At 68.9% G+C, this 22,141-nt stretch carries 23 protein-coding genes; 10 read left to right on the top strand and 13 right to left on the bottom strand.

Features of this window, described 5'->3' with window-relative positions:
- Positions 1 to 20: 20 nt before the first annotated feature.
- Complete coding sequence (locus tag ON43_RS14235; protein ID WP_040807714.1) at positions 21 to 1,205, bottom strand: NAD(P)/FAD-dependent oxidoreductase; 1,185 nt, start codon at positions 1,203 to 1,205, stop codon at positions 21 to 23.
- A 178-nt stretch (positions 1,206 to 1,383) separates the two neighbouring features.
- Between ON43_RS14235 and ON43_RS14230 the strand changes: the two genes are divergently transcribed.
- Complete coding sequence (locus ON43_RS14230) at positions 1,384 to 2,103, top strand: DsbA family oxidoreductase (protein WP_040807713.1); 720 nt, start codon at positions 1,384 to 1,386, stop codon at positions 2,101 to 2,103.
- Between the two features lie 42 nt (positions 2,104 to 2,145).
- Here the strand turns inward: ON43_RS14230 and ON43_RS14225 are convergent, their stop codons facing one another.
- Positions 2,146 to 3,354 carry a low temperature requirement protein A gene (locus ON43_RS14225; RefSeq protein WP_245568586.1) on the bottom strand — a complete coding sequence of 403 codons (1,209 nt, stop codon included), beginning with the start codon at positions 3,352 to 3,354 and terminating at the stop codon, positions 2,146 to 2,148.
- Positions 3,355 to 3,537: 183 nt separating this feature from the next.
- Positions 3,538 to 4,356, bottom strand: a complete 819-nt coding sequence (locus tag ON43_RS42470) for a class I SAM-dependent methyltransferase (RefSeq protein WP_051178412.1) — start codon at positions 4,354 to 4,356, stop codon at positions 3,538 to 3,540.
- A gap of 121 nt (positions 4,357 to 4,477) precedes the next feature.
- Between ON43_RS42470 and ON43_RS14215 the strand changes: the two genes are divergently transcribed.
- Both ON43_RS14215 and ON43_RS14210 read left to right on the top strand, forming a co-directional pair.
- Positions 4,478 to 5,191: a response regulator transcription factor gene (locus ON43_RS14215; RefSeq protein ID WP_040807709.1), complete on the top strand. Its 714-nt coding sequence runs from the start codon at positions 4,478 to 4,480 to the stop codon at positions 5,189 to 5,191.
- Positions 5,181 to 6,215: a sensor histidine kinase gene (locus ON43_RS14210; protein ID WP_040807707.1), complete on the top strand. Its 1,035-nt coding sequence runs from the start codon at positions 5,181 to 5,183 to the stop codon at positions 6,213 to 6,215. Before ON43_RS14215 ends, ON43_RS14210 begins: the two co-directional genes overlap by 11 nt.
- On the opposite strand, the gene ON43_RS14205 is transcribed toward ON43_RS14210, so the two are convergent.
- Genes ON43_RS14205 through ON43_RS14190 form a run of 4 tightly spaced genes read right to left on the bottom strand, consistent with a single transcriptional unit; the run spans position 6,139 to position 9,409 of the window.
- Complete coding sequence (locus ON43_RS14205) at positions 6,139 to 6,597, bottom strand: hypothetical protein (RefSeq protein WP_051178411.1); 459 nt, start codon at positions 6,595 to 6,597, stop codon at positions 6,139 to 6,141. The two genes, ON43_RS14210 and ON43_RS14205, sit on opposite strands and share 77 nt — an antisense overlap.
- A complete protein-coding gene (locus ON43_RS14200) occupies positions 6,594 to 7,970 on the bottom strand; it encodes a molybdopterin-dependent oxidoreductase (RefSeq protein WP_245568585.1) in 1,377 nt (458 codons plus the stop codon). The genes ON43_RS14205 and ON43_RS14200 overlap by 4 nt, the downstream gene beginning before the upstream one ends.
- A 27-nt stretch (positions 7,971 to 7,997) precedes the next feature.
- A complete protein-coding gene (locus ON43_RS46780; protein WP_051178415.1) occupies positions 7,998 to 8,720 on the bottom strand; it encodes a TIGR04282 family arsenosugar biosynthesis glycosyltransferase in 723 nt (240 codons plus the stop codon).
- Positions 8,721 to 8,743: 23 nt separating this feature from the next.
- Positions 8,744 to 9,409 carry a glycosyltransferase family 2 protein gene (locus ON43_RS14190; protein WP_040807705.1) on the bottom strand — a complete coding sequence of 222 codons (666 nt, stop codon included), beginning with the start codon at positions 9,407 to 9,409 and terminating at the stop codon, positions 8,744 to 8,746.
- A gap of 125 nt (positions 9,410 to 9,534) precedes the next feature.
- Here ON43_RS14190 and ON43_RS14185 point away from each other — a divergent pair, with 125 nt between their 5' ends.
- Positions 9,535 to 10,920, top strand: coding sequence for a hypothetical protein (locus ON43_RS14185; protein ID WP_040807704.1), 1,386 nt, complete (start codon positions 9,535 to 9,537; stop codon positions 10,918 to 10,920).
- A gap of 37 nt (positions 10,921 to 10,957) precedes the next feature.
- Here ON43_RS14185 and ON43_RS14180 read toward each other — a convergent pair whose 3' ends face one another.
- Positions 10,958 to 12,016 (bottom strand): NAD-dependent epimerase/dehydratase family protein, encoded by a 1,059-nt coding sequence (locus ON43_RS14180; RefSeq protein WP_040807703.1) that lies wholly within the window; start codon positions 12,014 to 12,016, stop codon positions 10,958 to 10,960.
- A 211-nt stretch (positions 12,017 to 12,227) separates the two neighbouring features.
- On the opposite strand from ON43_RS14180, the gene ON43_RS14175 reads away from it, so the two are divergent.
- From ON43_RS14175 to ON43_RS14165, 3 genes are read left to right on the top strand one after another with little or no spacing between them, the layout of a single operon-like run.
- A complete protein-coding gene (locus ON43_RS14175) occupies positions 12,228 to 12,962 on the top strand; it encodes an ABC transporter ATP-binding protein (protein ID WP_040807733.1) in 735 nt (244 codons plus the stop codon).
- Positions 12,959 to 13,756, top strand: a complete 798-nt coding sequence (locus tag ON43_RS14170; RefSeq protein ID WP_373283443.1) for an ABC transporter permease — start codon at positions 12,959 to 12,961, stop codon at positions 13,754 to 13,756. Before ON43_RS14175 ends, ON43_RS14170 begins: the two co-directional genes overlap by 4 nt.
- Positions 13,753 to 14,361: a TetR/AcrR family transcriptional regulator gene (locus tag ON43_RS14165; RefSeq protein ID WP_040807701.1), complete on the top strand. Its 609-nt coding sequence runs from the start codon at positions 13,753 to 13,755 to the stop codon at positions 14,359 to 14,361. The genes ON43_RS14170 and ON43_RS14165 overlap by 4 nt, the downstream gene beginning before the upstream one ends.
- 116 nt (positions 14,362 to 14,477) lie before the next feature.
- Here the strand turns inward: ON43_RS14165 and ON43_RS14160 are convergent, their stop codons facing one another.
- The 3 genes from ON43_RS14160 to ON43_RS14150 are packed head-to-tail and all read right to left on the bottom strand — an operon-like array spanning position 14,478 to position 17,546.
- On the bottom strand, positions 14,478 to 14,699 hold the full coding sequence (locus ON43_RS14160) for a Trm112 family protein (protein ID WP_040807730.1): 222 nt from the start codon (positions 14,697 to 14,699) through the stop codon (positions 14,478 to 14,480).
- 10 nt (positions 14,700 to 14,709) lie between these two features.
- A complete protein-coding gene (locus ON43_RS14155) occupies positions 14,710 to 15,297 on the bottom strand; it encodes a GtrA family protein (RefSeq protein WP_306304966.1) in 588 nt (195 codons plus the stop codon).
- Positions 15,294 to 17,546, bottom strand: coding sequence for a membrane protein (locus tag ON43_RS14150; RefSeq protein ID WP_040807727.1), 2,253 nt, complete (start codon positions 17,544 to 17,546; stop codon positions 15,294 to 15,296). The genes ON43_RS14155 and ON43_RS14150 overlap by 4 nt, the downstream gene beginning before the upstream one ends.
- A gap of 381 nt (positions 17,547 to 17,927) precedes the next feature.
- Here ON43_RS14150 and ON43_RS14145 point away from each other — a divergent pair, with 381 nt between their 5' ends.
- Together ON43_RS14145 and rffA are read left to right on the top strand one after the other, a co-directional pair.
- Positions 17,928 to 19,040, top strand: coding sequence for a glycosyltransferase (locus tag ON43_RS14145; protein WP_174416468.1), 1,113 nt, complete (start codon positions 17,928 to 17,930; stop codon positions 19,038 to 19,040).
- Complete coding sequence (rffA, locus tag ON43_RS14140) at positions 19,030 to 20,169, top strand: dTDP-4-amino-4,6-dideoxygalactose transaminase (protein WP_040807699.1); 1,140 nt, start codon at positions 19,030 to 19,032, stop codon at positions 20,167 to 20,169. The genes ON43_RS14145 and rffA overlap by 11 nt, the downstream gene beginning before the upstream one ends.
- A gap of 49 nt (positions 20,170 to 20,218) precedes the next feature.
- On the opposite strand, the gene ON43_RS14135 is transcribed toward rffA, so the two are convergent.
- Positions 20,219 to 20,500 carry a hypothetical protein gene (locus ON43_RS14135; RefSeq protein WP_040807698.1) on the bottom strand — a complete coding sequence of 94 codons (282 nt, stop codon included), beginning with the start codon at positions 20,498 to 20,500 and terminating at the stop codon, positions 20,219 to 20,221.
- Positions 20,501 to 20,554: 54 nt separating this feature from the next.
- Complete coding sequence (locus ON43_RS14130) at positions 20,555 to 21,349, bottom strand: IclR family transcriptional regulator (RefSeq protein ID WP_167333434.1); 795 nt, start codon at positions 21,347 to 21,349, stop codon at positions 20,555 to 20,557.
- A 172-nt stretch (positions 21,350 to 21,521) separates the two neighbouring features.
- On the opposite strand from ON43_RS14130, the gene ON43_RS14125 reads away from it, so the two are divergent.
- Positions 21,522 to 22,141, top strand: a 620-nt coding sequence (locus ON43_RS14125) for a PLL family lectin (protein ID WP_218003264.1), incomplete at its 3' end; no start/stop codon positions are given.

Raw genomic sequence — 22,141 nt, 5'->3', positions numbered from 1 at the left:
ACGCGGTTTCGTGCGTCGCGTCATGCGGTCTCGCGGGTGGCGCGGCCACCGTTCGACAGCTGGGCCTGCATGGTCATGTGCTTGCTCATCTTGAAGGTGGGGACCGGGCTGCCGCTCACCATCGCCTTGTACGCGCAGGCCGCCTTGCCCTTCAGGTACCAGCGGTTCGGGGTGTCGTCGGCATTGGTGAACTGGATGACGGCGTCCTTGCGGCCCAGGCTGACGGGCTGGTGGAAGTAGCCGATCCGGAAGGGCCGCACCGTCTTTCCGCGCAGCTGCTTTGCCAGGGTGTCGGCGGCGTAGGCGGCGCTGGCCATGCCGGTCTGGCAGGTGCCGTGTACCTGGCCCCAGGCCATGCGGATCGCGGCGGCATCACCGATGGCGTGGATCTCCGGGTGCGAGACCGAGCGCAGGGTGGGGTCGGTGACGATGAGGCCGCGGTCGTCGACGGCGATTCCGGCCTGGGCGGCCAGGGGCGCGACCTTGACGCCGGTGGTCCACAGGGTCAGATCCGAGGCGACGAATTCGCCATTGTCGAGGCGGACGGCGTCGGGCAACACCTTCGTGACCTTCACGCCGATCTTGCGCACGATGCGCAGCCGGTCGAGGGCGCGCTCCAGGTGGGCGCGGGCCTTGTCGCCCATCATGGCGCCGGGCTGTTCGGCGCTGATCAGGGTGACGGTCAGGTTCGGGTGCGATTCGGCGATCTCGGTGGCGGCCTCGATGCCGGTCAGGCCGCCGCCGACGACGGTGACAGTGCCTGCGGCGGCGGCGATTTCGGTGAGCCGCTGCCCGAAGCGGTGGGCCAGGCGGGGATCGTTGAGGGTCCAGGCGTGCTGGTCGGCGCCGGGGACGATCGAGGTGTCGGTGCTGCTGCCGAGGGCGTAGACCAGGTTGTCGTAGGGCAGCTCGGTGGCGTCGTCGAGGGTGACGACGCGAGCCTCGGCGTCGATGGCGATCGCGGCGGCACGGTGGAAGACCACGCCCGAGCCGTCGAGGATGGCGGGGATGTTGAAGTTCTTCAGCTCCTGGCCGGCGGCGATCTGGTGCATGCGCAGCCGCTCGGTGAAGCGCTCCGAGGGGTTCACGAGTGTGATGCGCACGTCCATCTTGCGGGTGCGGCGGGCCAGCCGGACGGCGGCCAGCATGCCGGTGTAACCGGCGCCGAGGACGACGATTTCGCGGGTGTTGTTGGTGGCGTTCATTTTCGGCTCCCGATGGGCTGTTCCTGCTGGGTCGGGCATGAGACAGGGCAGCCCCGCGGAACGTGACAATGCATTGGTGTGAGCTGGGTCACGCCGGAACATTCGGGCCCGGCCATCGGTTGGCATCAGGGTGGCCGGACCCCTCCGGCCTGCGGAAACAGCGTCGGAGTGAGGTGTGATGGCCGTACAGGTCGAGATCTGGACCGATATCAACTGCCCGTTCTGCTACCTGGGCAAGCGGCGTTTCGAGGAGGCGCTCGAGGCGTTCCCGCACCGCGATGACGTGACGGTGGTGCACCGGTCCTTCGAACTGGACCCGACGCTGCCGCGCGATCACAGCGATGCGGTGGTGCCGCATATCGCGGAGAAGTACGGGATCAGCGAGGCGCAGGCCGCGGCCAATGAGCGCGGCATCGGGGCGCAGGCCGAGGCGATGGGGTTGACCTATGTGACCGAGGGGCGCGACTTCGGGAGCAGCTTCGATATGCATCGGCTGCTGCATTTCGCGCTGGAGCAGGGGCGGCAGGAGCAGTTGCTGGACGCGTTGTACGCGGCCAATTTCGGTGAGCAGCGGGCGCTGTTCGGGGATACCGAGCGGCTGGTTCAGGTGGCGGTGTCGGCCGGATTCGAGGAGCAGGCTGTGCGGGCCGTGCTCGATGACCCGGATGCCTACGCCGACGCGGTGCGCCGCGACGAGGCCGAGGCCGCGCAGCTGGGGGCGCGCGGGGTGCCGTTCTTCGTGCTGGATCGCAAGTACGGGGTGTCGGGGGCGCAGCCGCCGGAGGTATTCGCGCAGGCGTTGGAGCAGGCCTGGGCCGACCACGCGCCGAAGCTGGAGATCGTTGCGGACGCCGACGTGTGCGGGCCCGACGGATGCGCTGTGCCGCAGCGGGATTGATCACGCGGACCCGCTGCCGGACAGTCGGCAGCGGGCGGTCCGCTAGTCCTGATTCCGGACGATCCGGCGCCCGAGCGCCGAGGTCTCCGGGTGCACGTAAGAGCTGTCCTCACCGGCGCGGATCCGCACCAGGTCGTCGGCGATGACGAAGCCGTAGGCGACCACGATCAGCACCACCAGCTGTCCCCATGCCACCCAGGCGATTCCGATCGGCGCGGTGGCCAGCACGCAGGCCGCGCCGATCAGCCGCCACCAGGGGCGGGGCAGGCCCAGCACCAGGCGGAAGGCGCACTGGCCCAGGAAGAACAGGGCCACGCCGCCCGAAAGCGCCAGGGCCGCGGCCTTGCTCGCGGGCTGGTTGTCGTGGGCGATGACCATAGAGATGCCCGCGGCGGTCAGGATGATGCCGAGCACCACGACGTACAGCGAATACCCGTAGGCCAACACGGCGGGCCGGAGTCGGCGCGCGGCGGGCAGCGCGGCCAGTTCATGTTCGCCGCGTTCGTCGTCGAAGCCGAAGTAGGCCCACCACAGCACATATCCGAGGGTGAGGCCGAGCGCGACGCTCGCGATCAGGCCGACGGTCAACTCCTCGCCCGTGAGGTTCGCGCCGATGGCGACCACGGATTCGCCGAGCGCGATGATGATCACCAGGCCGTTGCGTTCGCAGAAATGGCTGGCGCGCACCACGAATCCGTCGGACGGGATCAGATACGGGGTGACGATCTCCAGGGCGATGGCCAGTGTCCACAGGATGCCGCGCGGCGCGCCCTCGGCAATGCCGCCCGCCAGCACCAGTCCCGCGGATACCGCGTTCAGCGGGCCGAGCCGCAGGGCCGCGCCGCGAGCGCCCGCACCACCCTGGGTCACGAACATGATCGTGTGGATCGTGCTCACCACGATGTAGCCGAGCCCGAACACCAGCCCGGTGCCCTCGAACGCGTGCGGAATCGAGATGGCGATGATGAAGAACCCGAACATCCCCAGCAGCAGAAACGTCCGCCGCGACGAGCTATTGGGCGCGACCTCGTTGGTCAGGAACACATACCCGCTGTACATCCACCAGATGATGGCGAACATCAACGCCACCTCCCCCAGCTCCTGCCAGCCCGGGTGATGGGTGAACACATGCGTCAACTGCGTAATGGTGAAGACGAACACAAGATCGAAGAACAGTTCCAGGGTAGAGGCCCGAACCTGCCCACCCTCCGCCTCGAGCTCCGCCGCCGACCCGGACATATCGCTGGTCACGCGCAAATCGTAATTCCGCCCACCCCCAACCGCCCCACCCGCCGCGCGAATCACTCGTCAACAGGGACCAGCTACACGCCCCGACTGCCCAACCGCTGGACAGACCAGCACGGTAAGTGGTCAAACCATCTCCACGCGGTGCGAATTCGACACTGGCGACGCTGCCCGCCGCACCCGGCCATGTCAGGGGCGCGTGAGCCACGCGATCTCGTGGCCCGAGACAGTGGCGGTGGTGAGGATTCTCAGGTCAGCGGCGGCAGCCAGGCTGGCGGCCCGGTCGATCCCGACGCGCGCCCACGTCGCCGACACTTCGGTCGCCGGGAAGTAAGGCGGGCGGCTCGGCTGCACTCGCGAGGCGATTGCGGCGGCCGCCGGTGGTGACCTGCGGTCGTTGCCCGCCCGTGCCCGGCGGCCGCACGCCCCCTCGGTCAGCGCATTTGTCAGAGCAGCGGAGTTAGTGGTCAAACCAGTTTCGGGCGGCGCGAATTCGACGATGGCGACGCCGTCGCGCGCGAGCAACTCGCGGGTGCGGCGCAGCACCCGGACGGGATCGCCGCCCAGCCCTACGGTGCCATCGGCCAGAATCGCGTATTCCCAGCGACCGGTCCCCGGCAAGCGGTCGAAAATGTCGCGGTACAGGGCGGGCACGCCGCGGGATCGCGTGACGGCCACGGCCATCGGCGAGATGTCCACGCTCAGCGCGGCCACGCCCCGGCGGACCAGCCGGTCTGCCAAACGGCCCGAGCCGCACGCGAGGTCGACGGTCGGGCCGTCGCAGCAGCAGGTCAGGACGCGATCGAGGCGTTCGCGCGCGGCCGAACCGCCATCACCGAGTGCGGCCTTCGACGGGCGACGGGCCGTGAACGCCCCGCGGAACCGACCGGCCCGACCGCCGCGCGACCCGCGGCGTGGATCGAATCCAGCCCGGTCCGAGGCGAATACCGCCGATGCACACCCGGGCAGGCACCCGCGGTGGTCTGACCTGTCACGCGCCGAGTCCATGTTTCGACGGTATGGCCGCCGGTACGGCCGTAGACGCGGGCGGCGGTGACAAATCTGTGACGGCATCCGGGAAAGGGCTTGGACCAGGCGGTTCGGCGGTGGGGCGGAATAGGGTGGGGGGATGCGGATTCTCGTGGCGGATGATGATCCGGTCGTGCGTGATGTGGTGCGGCGGTATTTGGAGCGGGATGGGCTCGAGGTGGTGGAGACCGCCGATGGGCCTTCGACGGCTGCGGTGTTGGAGAAGAACGAGATTGATCTTGCCGTGTTGGATGTGATGATGCCGCCGCCGGATGGGATCGATTTGACTCGGGCGGTGCGGGCGGGGGCGCATCCGGAGACGCCGATAATTTTGCTGACGGCCCTCGGGGATGAGGATGACCGGGTGATCGGGTTGCAGGCGGGGGCCGATGATTACGTGACCAAGCCGTTCAGTCCTCGTGAGCTGGCGCTGCGGGTGGCCTCGGTGTTGCGGCGGACGCATCCGCAGCCGGTGGTGGAGGAGGTACTGCGCGGCGACGGGGTGGAGTTGAATCGGGCGGCGCGGACGGTGGTGGCGGGCGGGAGTCCCGTGGAGTTGACCGCGCGGGAGTTCGATCTGCTGGCGTTTCTGCTGGCGAATCAGCGGCGGGTGTTCAGCCGGCAGGAGCTGCTGGCGGAGGTGTGGGGGTGGAATTTCGGTGATCTGTCGACGGTCACCGTGCATGTGAAGCGGCTGCGGGCCAAGCTGGGCGCCGCGCATCGGATCGAGACGGTGTGGGGACGCGGGTACGCCTGGGGCCGTGCGGATCTCGCGGACGACCCGGCATCGGAGGAGGCGGCGAATGCCGACTGATACACCCGGCTTGATCGGGTACGCGCTGGCGGGCACGCTGCCGGTAGTCGTGATCGGCGCGTTGTTGATGCGCTACACCCGCAATCGCGCCATGACCACGAGCATGGCCGTGCTGGTGCTGATTCCGACGCTGGCCACCCTGTGCGGGATCGTGGCGGTGAGCGGGCTCATGTTCGGGGCCGAATTCGAGCGCACCGCAACCGTTTTGGCGGTGGTCACCGCCGTCACCGTGCCCGCGGCGATCCTGCTGGGCCGCGAACAGGCCCGGGCCACGGTGTGGGAACGCGAGATGCTCGAGCAGGAGCGCGCGGCCGAGCGGTCGCGCCGAGAACTGGTGGCCTGGGTCAGCCATGATCTGCGGACGCCGCTGGCGGGCATTCGCGCCATGGGCGAGGCGCTGCTCGACGGGGTTGTGTCGCGGCCCGAGGATGTGCAGCGGTACGCGGAACAGATTGTGCGGGAGACGAATCGGCTGTCGTCGATGGTGGACGACCTGTTCGAGATGTCGAAGATCAATTCGGGTGCGCTGCGGCTGGAGATGGAGCCGGTGGATCTGCGCGAGCTCATCGACGAGGTGCTGGCCGCCAATCGCCCCACCGCCGAGCGCGCCCGGATCACCTTGGCGGCAACCCAACCCGAGGACAAGATCGTGGTGGCGGGCAGCGACCGGGCGCTGGGGCGGGTGCTGACCAACCTGGTCGCCAATGCCATCGCGCACACCCCGCCGGGCGGACGCATCGATATCTCGGCGGGTTCGGATGACGGCCAGGCGTGGACCCGCGTCGATGACACCGGCCCGGGCATCTCCGAAGCCGATCTCCCCCGCATCTTCGAGGTCGCCTACCGCGGCAGCTCCGCCCGCTCCCCCGGCGCGGGCGAGCTCGGCAGCAGCAGCGGTATGGGCCTGGCCATCGCGGCGGGTCTGGTGGCGGCGCATCACGGCGATATCAGTGCCCAGAACCGTTCCGAGGGTGCGCGTTTCGAGGTGCGGCTGCCGCTGCTGGAGACCGCCGGTCGCGGCTGAGCAGCAGGTAGGCGGCGACTCCGGCCCACACCAGGACCAGCGAGATCAGCAGGCCGACGGTGTAATTCCGGTCCAGGATGGTGTCGTTGCCGGGCACGGCCCCCTCGCGGCCGATGACCGGAACCGCGAGCAGGATCAGGGCCAGGCTGGTGAACGCGCCCACCGCGTAGGCGGGCCACCAGCGGGCCGGAAGGACGCGGTGGCCCAGGAAGCCCACCAGCGCTGCTCCCGGGCCGAAGATCAGGTTCTCCACCAGGATCGCGCCGATGAACCACATGGCGACCGATTTCAGATCGGTGGTGCTCATCTCCAGCAGCAGGTCGAGACCGTAGTAGGCGAGGCCGATTCCGCACGCGCCCAACAGGATCCGGATGATCGTCATGACAATTCCTCGATCGACTTCAGCCATTTGGTCTGCAGCACGCCCGGGCGGTTCGGCGCGATCAGGCGGCACGGGTAGCCGTGATCGAGGGTCAGTTCCTCGCCGTTGAGGCGCAGGGCGATGAGCGTGGAGTCATCGGTGACGAAGTCGCGCGGGAGCCGCGACGAGCCGTAGATGCCGGTGGTCTCCAGTGAGTCGAAACGCAGGTCACCGCCGCTGTATCCGCCCACCTGGGCGAGCAGGTCGCGCAGGCGGACACCGGACCAGTGCCCGGTCGCGCTCCAGCCCTCGACGCAGGCGATGGGCAGGACGCTCTCGTATTGCGGTAGGGCCTCCAGCTCGGCGCGGGAGAAACCGCGTTGCCTGCCAGCGACTTTCACGGCCAGGGCGTACTGCGGCGAGCGGGCGGTCTCGGTGACCGCGGCGGCCGCGGCCGTCCGGTTGATCGGAACACCCTGCGGGCCTTCACCACTGCGCGGAGCCAGCACTGATACCCGTCGCAGGAACGGCACGGACTGCCCAGCGACCGCCAGACCCGCGACAACCGTCCCCAGCCCGGCCGCGACCAGCAGCGCCCGTCGCGAGACACCCGAGCGAACCTGCCCCTCCGACTCCGGCTCCTCGGACACCGGCCGCGAAAGTGCCTGCCGCACAACGGGCAGCTTCACCGCCAGATGCACGACGACCGCCCCGAACGCCACATACGCCATGGCGTGATGCGTGGTGGTGAAGAAGAACTTCCATGGATAGAACTGCGCCGTATTGAACAGCCCCGTCACGATCTGGAACAGCACCGCGCCGATCAGCACGGCCACCGACGCCCGCTCCAGCAACTCCGGAAGCGCCCGCCGCACAGACGGTTTGAGGAAGAACCGCGGATACACAGACCACAGTTTCACCAGCAACAACGGAATCATCATGACCCCGACCGTCACATGCGTCCCCTGCGTGACCCGATACAGCCACACCGGATGCGCGGGCCACCAGAACCAGTCCGGCGGATGCTGAATGAAGTGACTGATCAGCCCGGTCACGAACAGGATCGCGATCCCGACCCCGAGCGCGATCCCGACTCGCGCGGCAACCGCGGTGGATCGCGCGGGCGACAGCCGATCAGCGAGTACCGGCGGCAACAGGAGGTCGGTCCCAGCCCGGCCAGGAGATTCCCCCGTCATTCCGGCGTGCTTTTGGCCGGAATCTACTGCCGCGGTGTGGATCCCGGCCAAAAGCATGCCGGGATGACCAGAGGCTTCGCCGCCGGGATGACCGGGTGGATCGACTTCAGGGCGGCGAGCGGGTGCCTCTGTCGTCGATTCGGGGGTGGGGCGGTCGGGCGTGGCGTCCGCGGCATCGGTGTGCTCGTCGGGCTTCACCGCAGGACTCCTTTCAAGGGTCGAATCTCAGAGTGGTACAGGGGTTTTCGCGGTCACCAGGTCGGCGACGGTGCGGGCGAAGCGGCCGCGGGCTATGGCGGCTACTGCGATGGCGTCGGCGTAGGTGTCTACGTCGGTGAGGGTGGGGAGGGCGTGGACTCGGAAGCCGCTGTGGCGCAGGGCGGTTTCGGTGAGTTCGCCGGTGCGGTCGGTGGACATGGGGATGTCGGCCAACAACTGAGCCGGGCGGGGGTTGCTCAGGCCGAGTGCCCACCAGCCGCCGTCGGTGGCGGGGCCGAGGACGGTGTCGCCGGTGGCGACCAGGCGGGAGGCGGAGCGAGTGAGCAGGTCGGCGTCGGCCTGCGGGGTGTCCATGCCGATCTGCAGGACCGGGACGCCGAAATCGGCCGCGTCGAGATGGGCGTTGGCGAGGCGTTCGCCGAAGGTGTCGCCGCGCTGCGGGACCACCGTCACGTCGCGCAGGGCGGCGGACAGTTCGACCGAGCGCTCGGCGCGGTCGAGATCCCCGGTCCAGGCGACCACGCGGTGGCGAATTCCGCTCTCGCGCACCGCGTCCAGGGTGTCGAGCAGGGCGCAGGCCGCCAGGTAGGCGGCGTCGACCGGCGAGAACGGCGGTGTCAGACGGGTCTTCGCGAAACCGGCGATGGGCGATTTGGCCACCACCAGCAGGGTCGCGGGTACGGTGTCGGCCGCGCCGAGCGGGCCGTCGATGCCCGGTCGCGGGAACATGATCTCGGTGGGTTCGCCGGTGGTCATCGCACGCTCCAGAAGTCGCGGGCGGCACGCAGGGTGCCGAGCCAGGAACCGGACACCTTGGACTCGCCGTGAGTCCGCGGCCGGTAGGTGATGTCTCGTTCGAGCACCAGCCAGCCCGCCCGGGCCGCGCCGGTGAGCAGGGCCAGCGGATAGCCGGAGCGGGCGTGCAGATGACCGAGCGCCTGCAGCCGGTCGCGGCGCGCCACCCGCATGGCGGCGATATCGTGCACCCGCAGCCCGTAGCGGCGGCGTAGCCGGAAGGCGAAGGCCCAGTTGCCGATTCGCGCGTGCAGCGGCAGCGCGCCGGGGACGGCGGCGCGGCGGCGGCCGACCACCATGTCGACGCCGGGGCCGAATTCGGCCACCAGGCGCGGTAGTTCGCCGGGGTCCAGCGATCCGTCGCCGTCCAGTACGGCGACCAGTTCGGTGCGGGCGGCGTCGACTCCGGCGTGCACGGCGCTGCCGTAGCCGGGGATCGATTCGGTCACCACGGTCGCGCCGGCCGCGCGGGCGACCTCGGCGGTGCCATCGGTCGAGCCGTTGTCCACCACGATCACGCGGTAGCCCATCGGAATTGCTGACAGTACGCCCGGCAAGGCCTCGGCCTCGTCGCGGCAGGGGATCACCACCGTGACCCCGGGTTCGGAGTCCCACTCGGTCATGGCCTCGACCGTAAGGCCTACCAGCGTGTTTCGACCCCGGGACACGCATGACGAAAGTATGACAAGAGCAGGCGAAATCGGGATCCGGACAGTTCCGGCGGTCTCCGGGGCCTAGGGTTTGCGGCATGGCGAACGCTTCCGCGACGAGGGTCGCGCGCTACGTCTCCACCCGCGTCGACGGCTACTGCGCGCTCGCGGCCTTCCTGCTCGTGCTCGCGGCCTTCCTGGTTCCGCGAATCGAGGGCAAACCCTGGCGGGACAAGCTCTACGCCGGGGCCGCACCGATCTTCGGCGGCTGGCTGCCGCATGTCGGGTGGGGCACGATTCCGGCGATCGCGCTCGCGGCGGCGGTGGTGCGCTTCGGCCCGGCGCTCTCCCAGCGACTCTCGTGGGGACGGCTGCTGGTGACGACCTGGGCGACCGCGGCCGCGTGGGCGTTCGCGCTGGCCATGGTGGACGGCTGGCAGCGCGGGTTCGCGGGCCGGCTCACCACCCGTGACGAGTACCTGCACGAGGTCGGCGGGGTGCACGACATCGGGGCCATGCTGCGCGGATTCTCCGGGCGCATCCTGGATTTCCAGCCTGATTCGTGGACCACGCACGTGTCCGGGCATCCGCCGGGCGCGCTGCTGGTGTTCGTGCTGCTGGACCGGATCGGGCTGGGTGGGGGCGCGTGGGCGGGGCTGCTGTGCTTGCTGGTGGGGACCAGCGCCGCGGCGGCGGTGCCGTTCGCCATCCGGGCGCTCGGGTCGGAGCATCGGGCCCGGGCCGCAACGCCTTTCCTGGCCTTGATGCCCGCGGTCATCTGGATCGCGGTGTCGGCCGACGGGTTGTTCGCGGGGGTGGGGGCGTGGGCGGTGGCGCTGCTGGCGCTGGCCACGCGGTTGGGCCAGGGGTGGATGCTCGCCGCCGTCGCGTCCGGGCTGCTGTTCGGGTTAACGCTGTTCCTGAGTTACGGCCTTGTGCTGCTGGCGGTTCCGGCCGCCGCCGTGCTGCTGGCGCGCTCGTTCCGGCCCGCCCTGCCCGCGCTCGCCGGGGCGCTGGCCGTGGTCGCCGTCTTCGCCGCGAGCGGGTTCTGGTGGCTCACCGGCTACCACCTCGTGGTGGAGCGCTACTACCAGGGCATCGCCAGCACGCGGCCCTATTCGTACTGGGTGTGGGGCGATCTCGCCGCGACGGTGTGCGCGGTGGGGCTGGCCACGGCGGCGGCGGGTTGCCGGGTGCTGATCGAGCTGGAACTGCTCCCACTGAGCCCGGTGCGAGAGTGGTTGCGGCGGTGGCGATCCCATGTCGATCCGGCGGCGCTGGTGGCGGCGGCCGGGATCGCCGCCATCGTGATCGCGGATATCAGCGGGCTGAGCAAGGCCGAGACCGAACGCATCTGGCTGCCGTTCGATGTGTGGGTGCTGGCCGCGACCGCACTACTCCCCCGCCACAGCGCACGGTTCTGGCTGGTCGTGCAGGCGGCGGGGACGCTGCTGATCAATCACCTGATTCTGACGAACTGGTAGCCGCCACCGGCCAAACCGGTCACCGCCACAGCCGAATTCACCGCCAGGTCGGCGCTCCCGACGCGGTGGCGGCGCGCAGCGGGGCGGTGGCGAACTCCGCCAGGCCATTGCCGGGGGTGGTCTCGGCGATGAAACCCAGTGTACGGCGGGCACGTTCGGGGCTGGCCACGATGTGGCGGACGTCGCCGGAGCGGTAGTCGCCGGTGACGACGGGCTGCTTGCCGCCGCACGCCTTGGCCAGAATGGCGGCCACCTCGCCGATGGCGATGGGATTGCCCGAGGCGATGTTCAGCGGCGTGAACGCGCCCAGCGGATGTTCGAGGGCGGCCACATTGGCGGCGGCGATATCGCGGACGTGAATGAAGTCCCGGGCCTGGGTGCCGTCTTCGAAGACGCGCGGCGCCTCACCCGCCTCGAGCGCGGAGCGGAAGATGGCGGCGACCCCGGAATACGGTGTGTCCCTGGGCATATCGGGTCCGTACACATTGTGGTAGCGCAGCGCGGTGACCGTGCCGCCGGTGGCCGACGCCCACGCAAGCGCGTAATGCTCCTGCGCCACTTTGGATGCGGCGTACAGGCTGCGCGGGCGCAGCGGCGCGTCCTCGTCGATGGGCGCCCAGCTCAGCGGGCGGCCGTCGGGGCCGCGATGGTCGAAGCGGCCGTTGTCGAGGTCGTGGCGGGTGCGCGGGGCCGGATCCGCCGGTGCGCCCGAGGAATCCACGTAGCGGCCCTCGCCGTAGACGACCATGGACGAGGCCAGCACCAGGTGCCGGCAGTGCGCCCGTTCCATGGCCGCGAGCAGGACGGCGGTGCCGAGGTCGTTTTGGCTGGCGTAGGCGGGGGCGTCCTGGGCGCTCACGCCCGCGCCGACGACGGCGGCCTGATGGCAGACCACGTCGATGCCGTGCAGCAGATCGTCGAGCCGGTCGGGATCGCGGACGTCGACGCGGGCGATGCCGGGCGGCGGGACGGCGGCCGAGCCGTGGGCGGCCGCGAGCATGAGGTCCGCGGCCACGACCTCGTGCCCGGCGGCGAGGGCGGCCCGGTGGATGTGCGAGCCGATGAATCCGGCCGCGCCGGTCAGGAGTACGCGCATGGGCCGATTCTGGGCGGCCGGGTCCGGAAATGCGCCCGGACCGGCCGAGCTCGCGTGCTTTGTCATGGTTTGGTCAGGTTCTCCGCCAGCCGGATTCCGCCACTCACCCGACCCACCGGAACGCGACACGCGCTGGGTCTTGCCAGGCGCGACCGCCGGGCGCACAATTCATCACGTAGTGAATTCAACACTCGATGAATTGAGGGTGACCGTGACGGCGCCAGCGACAACATCCGATGCCATCGCCATCGAGCACCTCGAAGTGCGGCGCGGCGGGCATCAGGTTCTGCAGGACATCACGCTGACCGTGCCCCGGGGCAGCATCACCGGGCTGCTCGGTCCGTCGGGGTGCGGGAAGACGACGCTCATGCGCAGCATCGTCGGGACGCAGATCATCGAATCGGGCACGGTCAGCGTGCTCGGCGAGGCGGCCGGGTCGCGGGGGCTGCGGCGGCGGGTCGGGTATGTGACGCAGGCGCCGAGCATCTATGACGATCTGACCGTGGCCGAGAATGTGGCGTATTTCGGTGCGCTGTACGGAGCTTCGGCCGACGGAGTCGAAACCGCCCTGGCGGCAGTTGGTCTGACCAGTCATATCGATCATCGGGGCAATGAGTTGTCCGGTGGTCAGCGCACCCGGGTCTCGCTGGCGTGCGCGCTGGTCGCCGATCCCGAGCTGCTGGTGCTGGACGAGCCGACCGTCGGGCTCGATCCGGTGTTGCGGGCGGATCTGTGGGAGCAGTTCGCCGCGCTCGCGAAACAGGGCCGGACGCTATTGGTTTCGAGTCACGTCATGGACGAGGCCGAGCACTGCGACCAGCTGCTGCTCATGCGCGAGGGCCGTCTGCTCGCTCAGCTCTCCCCCACCGAACTGCGGTCCGACACCGGCGAATCCAGTCTGGAGAACGCCTTCCTCAAGCTGATCCGGATGGGAGAAGAGCTGTGACCGCGAACTTTTCGGTGAAGGAACGTCCGGCCGGTCCGCGGCCGCTGCAGTGCTACACCGCCACGACAGTGCGAATTCTGCGTCAGCTCAAGGCCGACCGCCGCACCGTCGCCATGATCGTGCTGGTGCCCGCGCTGCTGATGACGCTGCTGTACTTCGTGTACAAGAACTATCCGACCCTGCCGCATCAGCCGCGCCTGTTCGATCGGATCGGCATCACCATGCTCGGCATCCTGCCGTTCGTGGTCATGTTCCTCATCACCGCCATCGCCATGCAGCGCGAACGGGTTTCGGGCACGCTCGAGCGGCTCATGACCACGCCGCTCGCCAAACTGGACCTGCTGGCCGGGTACGGGACGGCGTTCTCGATCGCCGCCATGGTGCAGGCCGGGCTGGCGTGCCTGGTGGCGTTCTGGCTGCTGGGTTTGAAGGCATCCGGTAGCCCGGGGCTGGTCGTGTTGATCGCGGTGGTGGACGCCGTCCTCGGTGTCGCCCTGGGCCTGCTGGCAAGCGCGTTCGCGCGCACCGAGTTCCAGGCCGTACAGTTCATGCCCGTGATCGTGCTGCCGCAATTCTTCCTGTGCGGCCTGCTGGTTCCGCGCGGCCAACTCCCCGGCTGGCTCGAAGCGATCAGCAATGTGCTGCCCCTCAGCTACGCCGTCGACGCCCTCCAACAGGTCTCCGTCCACACCGGCGCCACCGGCCAGATGTGGCGCGACATCCTCATCGTGGCCGTATTCGCCGCCGTCGCACTGGGTTTGGGCGCGGCCACCCTACGTCGGCGCACGGCGTGACAGCAGGCAACGGCCGCAGCGGGCGGCGTCCAGGCAACTCCGGCACCAAGGAGGCCATCCTGGACGCCGCCCGCACGCGATTCGCCGCGGTCGGGTTCGACAAGGCGTCGATCCGCTCCATCGCGACGGCGGCGGGCGTGGATCCCGCCCTGGTGCACCACTATTTCGGCACCAAACACGAATTGTTCGCCGCCGCACTGAAACTCCCCGTCGACCCCACCGATATCCTCGCCCGCTTCCGAGAAGTCCCCGTAGAACAACTGGGCGAGACCATAATCCGCACGGTAGTCGCCATCTGGGACTCCGAAATCGGCGTCCCCACCATCGCCGCCTTCCGCAGTCTCCTCGCCAGCGACGACCCCGCCCTGGCCCGAACCTTCCTCCTGGACATAGTCCTCAAGGAACTCCGCCCCCGAGTCGACTCACCCCCCGGCACCGGCGCAAAACGCGCAGCCCTCGCCGCCTCCCAACTCGGCGGCCTCCTCCTCACCCGCAAAATCCTCCGCCTGGACCCCATCGCCTCCATGTCCGTCGAAGAACTGGCCACCACCATCGGCCCCACCCTCCAGCGCTACTTCACCGGCGACCTCCCCCTGGAGAACTGACCCCTACCCGGTGGCAGCCGTCGTGATCGCGAGCGCCGTCACGAACAGGGACCCGGGAACCATAGGGATTCCCGGGGTGGGCGGCCAGGCACGGAAAGCCGTGCGGCCGTTGGGAATCAGCCCTGGGTGAGGAAGAAGGTGTGGTCTTCGTCGGAGACGTCTACGGCCTCGTCTACGAGGAGGACGGGGATGCCGTTGTCCACGGGGTAGGCGCGGTGGAGGCGGGGGTTGTAGAGCACGGTGTCACCGGTGGCGGTGTGGGCGAGCTGCAAAGGGCCCTTGTCCTGGGGGCAGGCGAGCAGGCTCAGCAGGGTGGCGTCCAGGGTTTCCTCCGACATGTCCGACAACCTACCGGGCCGGATCGGCGGGCGGGGAATCGGTGGGGCGGCGGAAGGAGATGTGGCGGTGACCGAAGAAGCTGGCCACCGCTACCAGGCCCATCACGACAACCGCGGCGGGCTTGGCGGGGGCGTGCAGGAGGGACACGGCCAGCTGCAGCAGGACCATGTTCAGGACCATGCCGACGGCGTTCACGCCGCAGAAGGCGATGAAGTCGCGCAGGACGTGGCCGCGGACCCGGAATACCAAGGTGCGGTGCAGGACGAAGGCGATCACCATGCCGACCGCGTAGGCCAGCGCCACGGATAGCGCGGCGGCCACGTCCTTGGACACCGAGTCGCCGAGCACGGTGAGCCAGAAGATGGTCAGCACCATGCCCATGAGCGTGTTGAAGCCGCCGACCAGCGCGAAGGCGATCTCCTGGCGGCGCACCAGCCGCAGCAGCGGTCCCGCCGGCGCGCTCTCCGGATTGCCGGACGCGCTCCGAGGATCGACAGGCGCGCCCCCGGGGTCTCCGGGCGCGTGCTGGGAATCGCCAGGCGCGTTACCTGTATTCACGGGCGGGACCTCGGCCAGCGGGTGGTGCGCGTCGGTCACTTGGCCGTGCCCACCAGTTGGCGATCCGGATCGCCGTCGAGCTGTTCGGCCACCGGCGCGTCCTGGCCGCGGCGGCGCGAGCGGACGTACAGCCACTGCAACACCCCGATGCCGACCAGTCCGGCTCCGGCGGCGCCGATTCCGATCTTCCAGCCCGGCGGCCGCCACGTCAGCTCCAGTTCGGCGTTGTGGGTGCCGGCCGGAATGTCCACGGCGACGAAGACTTTCGACACCGTGTGGAACGGGATGGTCTTGCCGTCGAGGGTGACGCGGTAGCCGGGCCAGGCCAGGCGCGCGAAGGTGATCCGCCCGCCGGTCTCCGAGGACACCCGCACCTTGCTGGTGTCGTCGGTCTCCGAGATCGAGGTGGCGGTGACGTCGTGGGCATCGCCGATGCGGCCGTTCACGGTCGAGATGGGTCCGCCGTCGCGTTCGAGCACCCAGATGTACTTCTCGTGACCGGGCGCGTCCACGCTGGGTACATTCACGAAATGCCAACCCTCCGGGGCAGGTTGGTTGCCCGCGTCGGGGAACAGGGCCTTCTGCAACACGACTCGGTCGATGAGCATCAGATCGGCCAGCGTGCGCCCGGTGGTGGGTTCGGGCGCGAACAGTCGCCGGTAGGAGTCGGGGCACACGCTGGAATCCCATTCCATGCACAGCATCTGCATGAAGTAGAAGTAGCCGTTGGGCGTGTACCCGTTCACGTAGCCATCGCGTTCCAGGTGCTTGGCGTAGTTGCCCCACACCAGCGACCCGTACGCGCCGTCCAGGCTCTTGTCGGCGGGCTGCAGCAGTCCGCGGTTGGCGAGCTGAAGCGTGGTGCCGTCCTCGAACTTCGGGAATTCGGCCATCGCTTCACTGCGGTTGGCAGGCAGATTCCATGACATCGGCGTGGGTTGCACCCACCACACCTGGAACCAGGCGATCGGCACCATGGCCGCGATCACCAGCGCGGTGGCCGCCGAGACCCCGCGAGTGCGGCCCAGCCACACCACGCCGAACCCGAGCGCGATCACCACGGCCGCGGAACCCAGATGCCAGAGCACATCGTGCGGGTCGGCGGAGAAGGTCCGCACCCACAGCGCCAACACCAGCACCAGCGCCGCGATAACCCGCTTCTTGCGGTCGCGCAGCGTGCCGAAGCGGCCCAGCAGCACGCACACCAACACCAGCAGCCCCAGCGCCAGCATGGGCAGCACGCGGGCGGGCCAGCGCAGCGGGCCGACCGTGCCCGGTCCGGCGGTCCACATCAGGGCCATCAGCGCGAACAGGGCGATGGCGACGAACTGCTTCCAGTGTCGCTGCGCCGCTTTCCAATCCACGAACGCCAGCGCCGGGATCAGGAACCAGGCGATGTAGGTCATCGGCAGCGGCTGGATGTAGCCCCACCAGGAGGTGAAGGCGGGCATGGTGGTCGGCAGGCTGGGGTTCAGCGATTCCGACCACGGCACCGTCAGGAACTGATCGTTGTTGATCTGCGAATTGCCGCGCGCGGTCACCTGCGCCGACAGCATCGACGGCAGGAAGGTCAGCAGACCAGCCAGGCCCGCGGACACCGCGGCGGCGATCAAGCGCAGCAGCGGAGCGAAGACTTCACGCGGCCGCGTCCGCAGCGCGCCGCCCTGGCACACCAGATACCCCACGGCCACCGCGAGCAGCATCAGCACGGCCTCGACGGCCGGGAACACGTACTGCACCGAGATCGCCAGATACAGATAGACGAAGACCGGGATCGGCCCGCCCTGCCCGCGCAGGTAGCGCTCCGAGGACGCCCACGCGTGGATCATCCACGCCGTGCCCGCCATGGCGGTGAACCAGCTGGCCTCGTCGAAGAACAGGAAGAATCCGGTGAACGGCATGGCCACGCCCGCGACCGCCGCCCACTGCGGGCGCGCACCGTAGACCAGGCACACCCGGTACACGCCGAGCCCGGTGATGATCGCGAAGATCAGCTTCACGATGCTCGCGTACACCACGAGATTGGGCACCGAGGGCGCGATCAGATCGATCAGCAGCTGCGGCGGGTTGAACAGTCCCGCTTCCTCATTGGTGTAGTTGCCCGTCATCCACTGCTCGGGAATCAGCAGCGGGAAGTGGCCGTCGCGGAAGGCGCGGCCGAAGAACACCCACAGGCCGGAGTACTGGGATTCGGTGTCGTCGGTGAAGAAGTGGCGGGGGTTGGCCAGAATGACGGCCAGGTAGCCGAAGGCGACGCCGAGCGCGGTGATCAGACCCCAGCGGTACACCTCGCGGCGATCCGCGCCGTTCGCCGGGCGCGGGTCCGGGTCGGTCGCCGGGCGCGGGTCCGGGTCGGTCGCCGAGCGGTCCGGCACCGCGGTCGCACTGTCGTCCACTGCCGCCGCGCTGTCGTCCCGCCCGGATTCGGTGGCCCCGACCACCTTGGAAACTGAGCTCTCCACCACGAGTTCCAGACCCTACAGGGCGGTGGTGTCGATGGCACTTACGCCGGTCCGTTGCGCATGAGGGACATGGGGAATGATGGGCTGCATGTGGACGCTTCGCACCGAATGCCGCACCGAGCAGCGTGTTAGAGTTCAGCGCGGCTCGGGCTCCGATTTGCGGTGTGGAGTTCCGGCACTCTCCGTCATCGAAAGTACATTCAGCTGATGCCGATTCCGTCCTCACGCACCTACGCGAGCGACCCGAACGTGACCCCCGGCCCCGAGGGGTCGGCGCGGGTGCACGCGGTCTCCGTCGTGGTACCGGTGTACCGCGGCGAGGAGACCATCGCCTCGCTGGTCGGCGAGCTGGACAAGCTCGGCGAGCCGGTGACCACCCCGGCCGGCGCCTCCTTCCGGGTCGACGAGATCGTGCTGGTGCACGATCACGGACCCGACCGCTCCGATGTGGTGCTGCAGGAGCTGGCCGCGACCTACCCGCAGGTGCGGGTGGTGTGGCTGAGCCGTAACTACGGTCAGGACGCGGCGACCATCGCGGGCATGGCCGAGGCCCGGGGCGACTGGACGGTCACCATGGATGAGGACGGGCAGCACGACCCGGCCTTCATCGCCGACTTCCTGGACGCGGCCCTGGCCCAGCGCGCCGATCTGGTCTACTCCAAGCCGGTCAACACCCGCCCGCACGGGTTCCTGCGCAATATCACCTCGCGCGGCGCGAAGATCGTGCTGGCGACCGTGTTCGCCTTCCCCGATTCGACCCGGTTCGAGAGCTACCGGCTGATCCGCGGCGATATCGCGCGGCAGCTGGCGCAGGTCGCCTCCAACGGCGTGTATCTCGATGTGGCGCTCACCTGGGTGGTGGGCGATGTGGCGCAGGTGCCGGTGCAGTTGCGCGCCGAGGGCCGCGAGGAGTCCGGATACAACTACCGGCGGCTGTTCTCGCTGTTCTGGAAGATGGTGCTGTGCAGCGGAACTCGCGGGCTGCGGCTGGTGAGCATGCTCGGGGTGACGCTGGCGCTGGGCGGGCTCGGCATGGCGGGATGGGTGGTCTACCACGCGCTCACCAACAGCGGCCGGGATCCCGAGGGCTGGGCGTCGCTGATGACGGTGCTGCTGCTGTGCTCGGGCGCGGTGCTGTTCTCGCTCGGGCTGATCGCCGAATACCTCGGTGTGGCACTGCATGTTCTGGTCGGCAAGCCGCTGTACCTGACGGTGCAGACGCCGACCCCGCGGCCGCGTGAGCTCGGCCGCCACGATAGCCAAGACGACGACACTCGATACGAACCGGCAGCGAGGGGGAACCACGCGCGTGAGCAGTGACCGCATCATCTTCAGCCGTCCCTTCCGCGCGGCGCGCGAACTGCCGAATGTGGAGGCGGTGCTGTCCTCGGACCACAGCCACGGCGACGGCCCGTTCACCGCGGCGGCCACCGCGAAGCTGCGCGACATCACCGGCGCCCCGCACGCGCTGATCACCACCTCGTGCACGCACGCGCTCGAAATGGCCGGGCTGCTACTGGAACTCGGGCCCGACGACGAGGTCATCGTGCCGAGTTTCGCGTTCACCTCCAGCGCGACGGCCATGGCGCTGCGCGGCGCGACCGTGGTGTTCGCCGACATCGACCTGGCGACCGGCAATCTGGATCCGGAGTCCGTGGCGCAAGTCATCACGCCGCGCACCAAGGCCGTCATGGTCATCCACTACGGCGGTGTGGCCGCCGATATGGAAGGCCTGCAGCGGCTGGCGGATTCGCACGGCTTCGCCATCATCGAGGACAACGCGCACGGACTCGGCGGCTACTACCGGGGTCGCCCGCTGGGCAGTATCGGCACGGTCGGCGCGCTGTCGTTCCACGACACCAAGAACGTGCACTGCGGTGAGGGCGGCGCGGTGCTGCTCACCGACGAAATCCTCATGGCGCGTGCGGAAATCATTCGCGAGAAGGGCACCGACCGGGCCCGGTTCCTGCGCGGCGCGGTGGACAAGTACTCCTGGCAGGACATCGGATCCTCGTATCTGCCAAGCGAATTGAACGCCGCCGTCCTCGACGCACAGCTAGCGGAATTCGACACCATCCAGGCCAACCGGCACCGCGTATGGAACACCTACGCGGCCGCGCTCCCGGAATGGGCCGCCCGCAACGACGTTCGCCTCATGCAGGTCCCCGCCGACCGCGAACACACCGCACACCTCTACTACCTCCGCGTCCCCACCGAACACCGCCGCGACGACCTCATCGCCCACCTGTCCGCACTCGGAATCGTGGCCCCGTTCCACTACATCCCCCTGGACTCCTCCCCCGCCGGCCTGAAACTCGGCCGCACCCCGTACCCCTGCGTCCGCAGCGCCGAATTCTCCTCAACCCTGGTCCGCCTCCCCCTGTGGCCGGGCCTCACCGAAGAGCAGCTGACCCGGGTCGTCGAGGGCGTCACCAGCTTCACGGTCTAGCGCCCAGGGTGAAAGTCCGGTCGACGACCGGACTTTCACCAAACCGCACTCAGTGCTTGCGCTCGTTCGGCGAGGTGGCGAAGAAGCCCAGCAGACCGGCGATCACTGCGGTCAAGGGCGCGGCGACTGCGGCCGGGTCGTGGCCGGTGAGGCTCAGCACCAGGATGCAGGCCACCAGCAGCATTGCCAGTACGAGCATTCCGATGATGAAGATTTCCATGATGGTGGTGCGGTCGTGGTTGTCGGTGGGCGCGAAGAGTGAGTTGATGGTCAGTGGTTGCACCACTTCGGACTCCTCGCGCGGGACATTCTCCTGTTTGCCGTTGATCATCGACTCCCCCTCAGAAGCAAACTCACTTGTAGATCTTTCCCGGCGGCGCGCGCGTTATCCGAACCACCATTCGCGGGAGGCGTCGGCTCGGGATTGGCGGGTGCGGGATTCGGCTTCCAATTGGCGGCTCAGGCGCGATACGTGGGGCGCGACGGAGCGGGCGTTGTCGGCATTGCGGCCGATGACGCCGATCGCGCCCGCCATGGCGCCGGTGGCGTCGCGGATCACGGCGGCCGAGCAACTCCAGCCTTCCAGGACCTGTTCCGCCTCGGTGGCCAGGCCGGTGTCGCGGGCTTGGCTCAGCAGGCCGCGCAGCCGGGCCGGGTCGGTGATCGAGTATCTGGTCAGCGGGCGGCAGCCGCGGTCCAGTACGCGTTCGGCCTGATCGGGGTGGTGGGCGACCTGTAATCTGCCCGCCGCGGTGAGCACGATGCTGGTGCCGAGGGCGGCGAGCGTCGGCCACTTGGAGGCGGCGACCACCGCACCGTACTCCTGGCCGAAAACCGTTCCGGCAAGGGTCAATTCACCGTCGGCGAGGGTCGCGTACCAGGCCAGTTCGCCGCGCGATCGCAGATGCAGTTCCTGCAGGTACGGCTGTACCGTGGTGACCAGGCCCAGGTGCACCGCCGCGTTCATGCCCTGCCGGACCAATCGCATGCCGGGCAGATAGCCCTCCGGCGCGCTGGCCAGCATGCGCCGCGACACCAGGTCGTCGGCAATGCGCCGGACGGTGGATTTCGGCATCCCGGTGCGGCGGGTGAGCGTCGCCAGGGAAACGGGTGCGGCGGCCCGTGTGACGACATCGAGAATCTCGACCGCGCGCCCGACCACAGAGTGATCATCAACCATGATTCCCCCCGAATCAGCAGTGGTCACAGCGTAACAAGGCCGCCCGCAGATCCCCGCGACATTGCCGTGCCACTCAGTGGCACGGCACCGGTGCCTTCGGCGGCGCTCCGATTCATGCTTGGAGCCGGGGGTTGGCCGGTGCTCGGGTTCATCAGGGGAGGAATCGAAACCCATGAGCAATCAACTGTTTCACAACTGGCAGGTCGTAGCGGGCGGCGGCTGGAAGGGCGAATCCGCGCTCGGCGGGTTCGGCAAGCAGGTCGCCGCGGTCCAGAACAGCGACGGCAGACTCGAAGTCGTCTACGTCGGCACCAACAACGCGCTCTATCACAATTGGCAGACCGCGCCCAATAGCGGCTGGCACGGCGAAGTCGCGTTCGGCGGCTCCGCCAAGCAGGTCACGGCGGTCCAAAACGCCGACGGACGACTCGAAGTCGTCTACGTCGGCACCAATGACGTGCTGTATCACAACTGGCAGGTCACCGCGGGCGGCGGTTGGAAGGGGGAAACCGCCCTGGGTGGCTCGGCCAAACAAGTTGCCGCGGTCCGGAACAGCGACGGCCGACTCGAGGTGGTCTATGTCGGCACCAACAACGCGCTCTATCATAATTGGCAGACCGCGCCCAATGGCGGCTGGAAGGGTGAGGTCGCGCTCGGCGGGCTGGCCCAGCAGGTCACGGCGGTCCAGAATGCCGACGGTCGGCTCGAAGTCGTGTACGTCGGCACGAACGCCGCGCTGTACCACAACTGGCAGGTCACGGCGGGCGGCGGCTGGCACGGCGAATCCGCGCT

The organism is Nocardia concava NBRC 100430, from assembly GCF_000308815.1.
In the GTDB taxonomy this organism is placed as follows: Bacteria; Actinomycetota; Actinomycetes; order Mycobacteriales; family Mycobacteriaceae; genus Nocardia; species Nocardia concava.
Note: the sequence above shows the minus strand (reverse complement) of the source record. Positions and strands in the feature narration are given on the sequence as shown.

What these genes read in the sequence shown, in the direction of transcription:
- ON43_RS14235 (WP_040807714.1), bottom strand. Translation starts at nt 1,205, where the DNA reads ATGAACGCCACCAACAACACCCGCGAAATCGTCGTCCTCGGCGCCGGT.
- ON43_RS14230 (WP_040807713.1), top strand. Translation starts at nt 1,384, where the DNA reads ATGGCCGTACAGGTCGAGATCTGGACCGATATCAACTGCCCGTTCTGC.
- ON43_RS42470 (WP_051178412.1), bottom strand. Translation starts at nt 4,356, where the DNA reads ATGGACTCGGCGCGTGACAGGTCAGACCACCGCGGGTGCCTGCCCGGG.
- ON43_RS14215 (WP_040807709.1), top strand. Translation starts at nt 4,478, where the DNA reads ATGCGGATTCTCGTGGCGGATGATGATCCGGTCGTGCGTGATGTGGTG.
- ON43_RS14210 (WP_040807707.1), top strand. Translation starts at nt 5,181, where the DNA reads ATGCCGACTGATACACCCGGCTTGATCGGGTACGCGCTGGCGGGCACG.
- ON43_RS14205 (WP_051178411.1), bottom strand. Translation starts at nt 6,597, where the DNA reads ATGACGATCATCCGGATCCTGTTGGGCGCGTGCGGAATCGGCCTCGCC.
- ON43_RS46780 (WP_051178415.1), bottom strand. Translation starts at nt 8,720, where the DNA reads ATGTTCCCGCGACCGGGCATCGACGGCCCGCTCGGCGCGGCCGACACC.
- ON43_RS14190 (WP_040807705.1), bottom strand. Translation starts at nt 9,409, where the DNA reads ATGACCGAGTGGGACTCCGAACCCGGGGTCACGGTGGTGATCCCCTGC.
- ON43_RS14185 (WP_040807704.1), top strand. Translation starts at nt 9,535, where the DNA reads ATGGCGAACGCTTCCGCGACGAGGGTCGCGCGCTACGTCTCCACCCGC.
- ON43_RS14180 (WP_040807703.1), bottom strand. Translation starts at nt 12,016, where the DNA reads ATGCGCGTACTCCTGACCGGCGCGGCCGGATTCATCGGCTCGCACATC.
- ON43_RS14160 (WP_040807730.1), bottom strand. Translation starts at nt 14,699, where the DNA reads ATGTCGGAGGAAACCCTGGACGCCACCCTGCTGAGCCTGCTCGCCTGC.
- ON43_RS14145 (WP_174416468.1), top strand. Translation starts at nt 17,928, where the DNA reads ATGCCGATTCCGTCCTCACGCACCTACGCGAGCGACCCGAACGTGACC.
- ON43_RS14135 (WP_040807698.1), bottom strand. Translation starts at nt 20,500, where the DNA reads ATGATCAACGGCAAACAGGAGAATGTCCCGCGCGAGGAGTCCGAAGTG.
- ON43_RS14130 (WP_167333434.1), bottom strand. Translation starts at nt 21,349, where the DNA reads ATGGTTGATGATCACTCTGTGGTCGGGCGCGCGGTCGAGATTCTCGAT.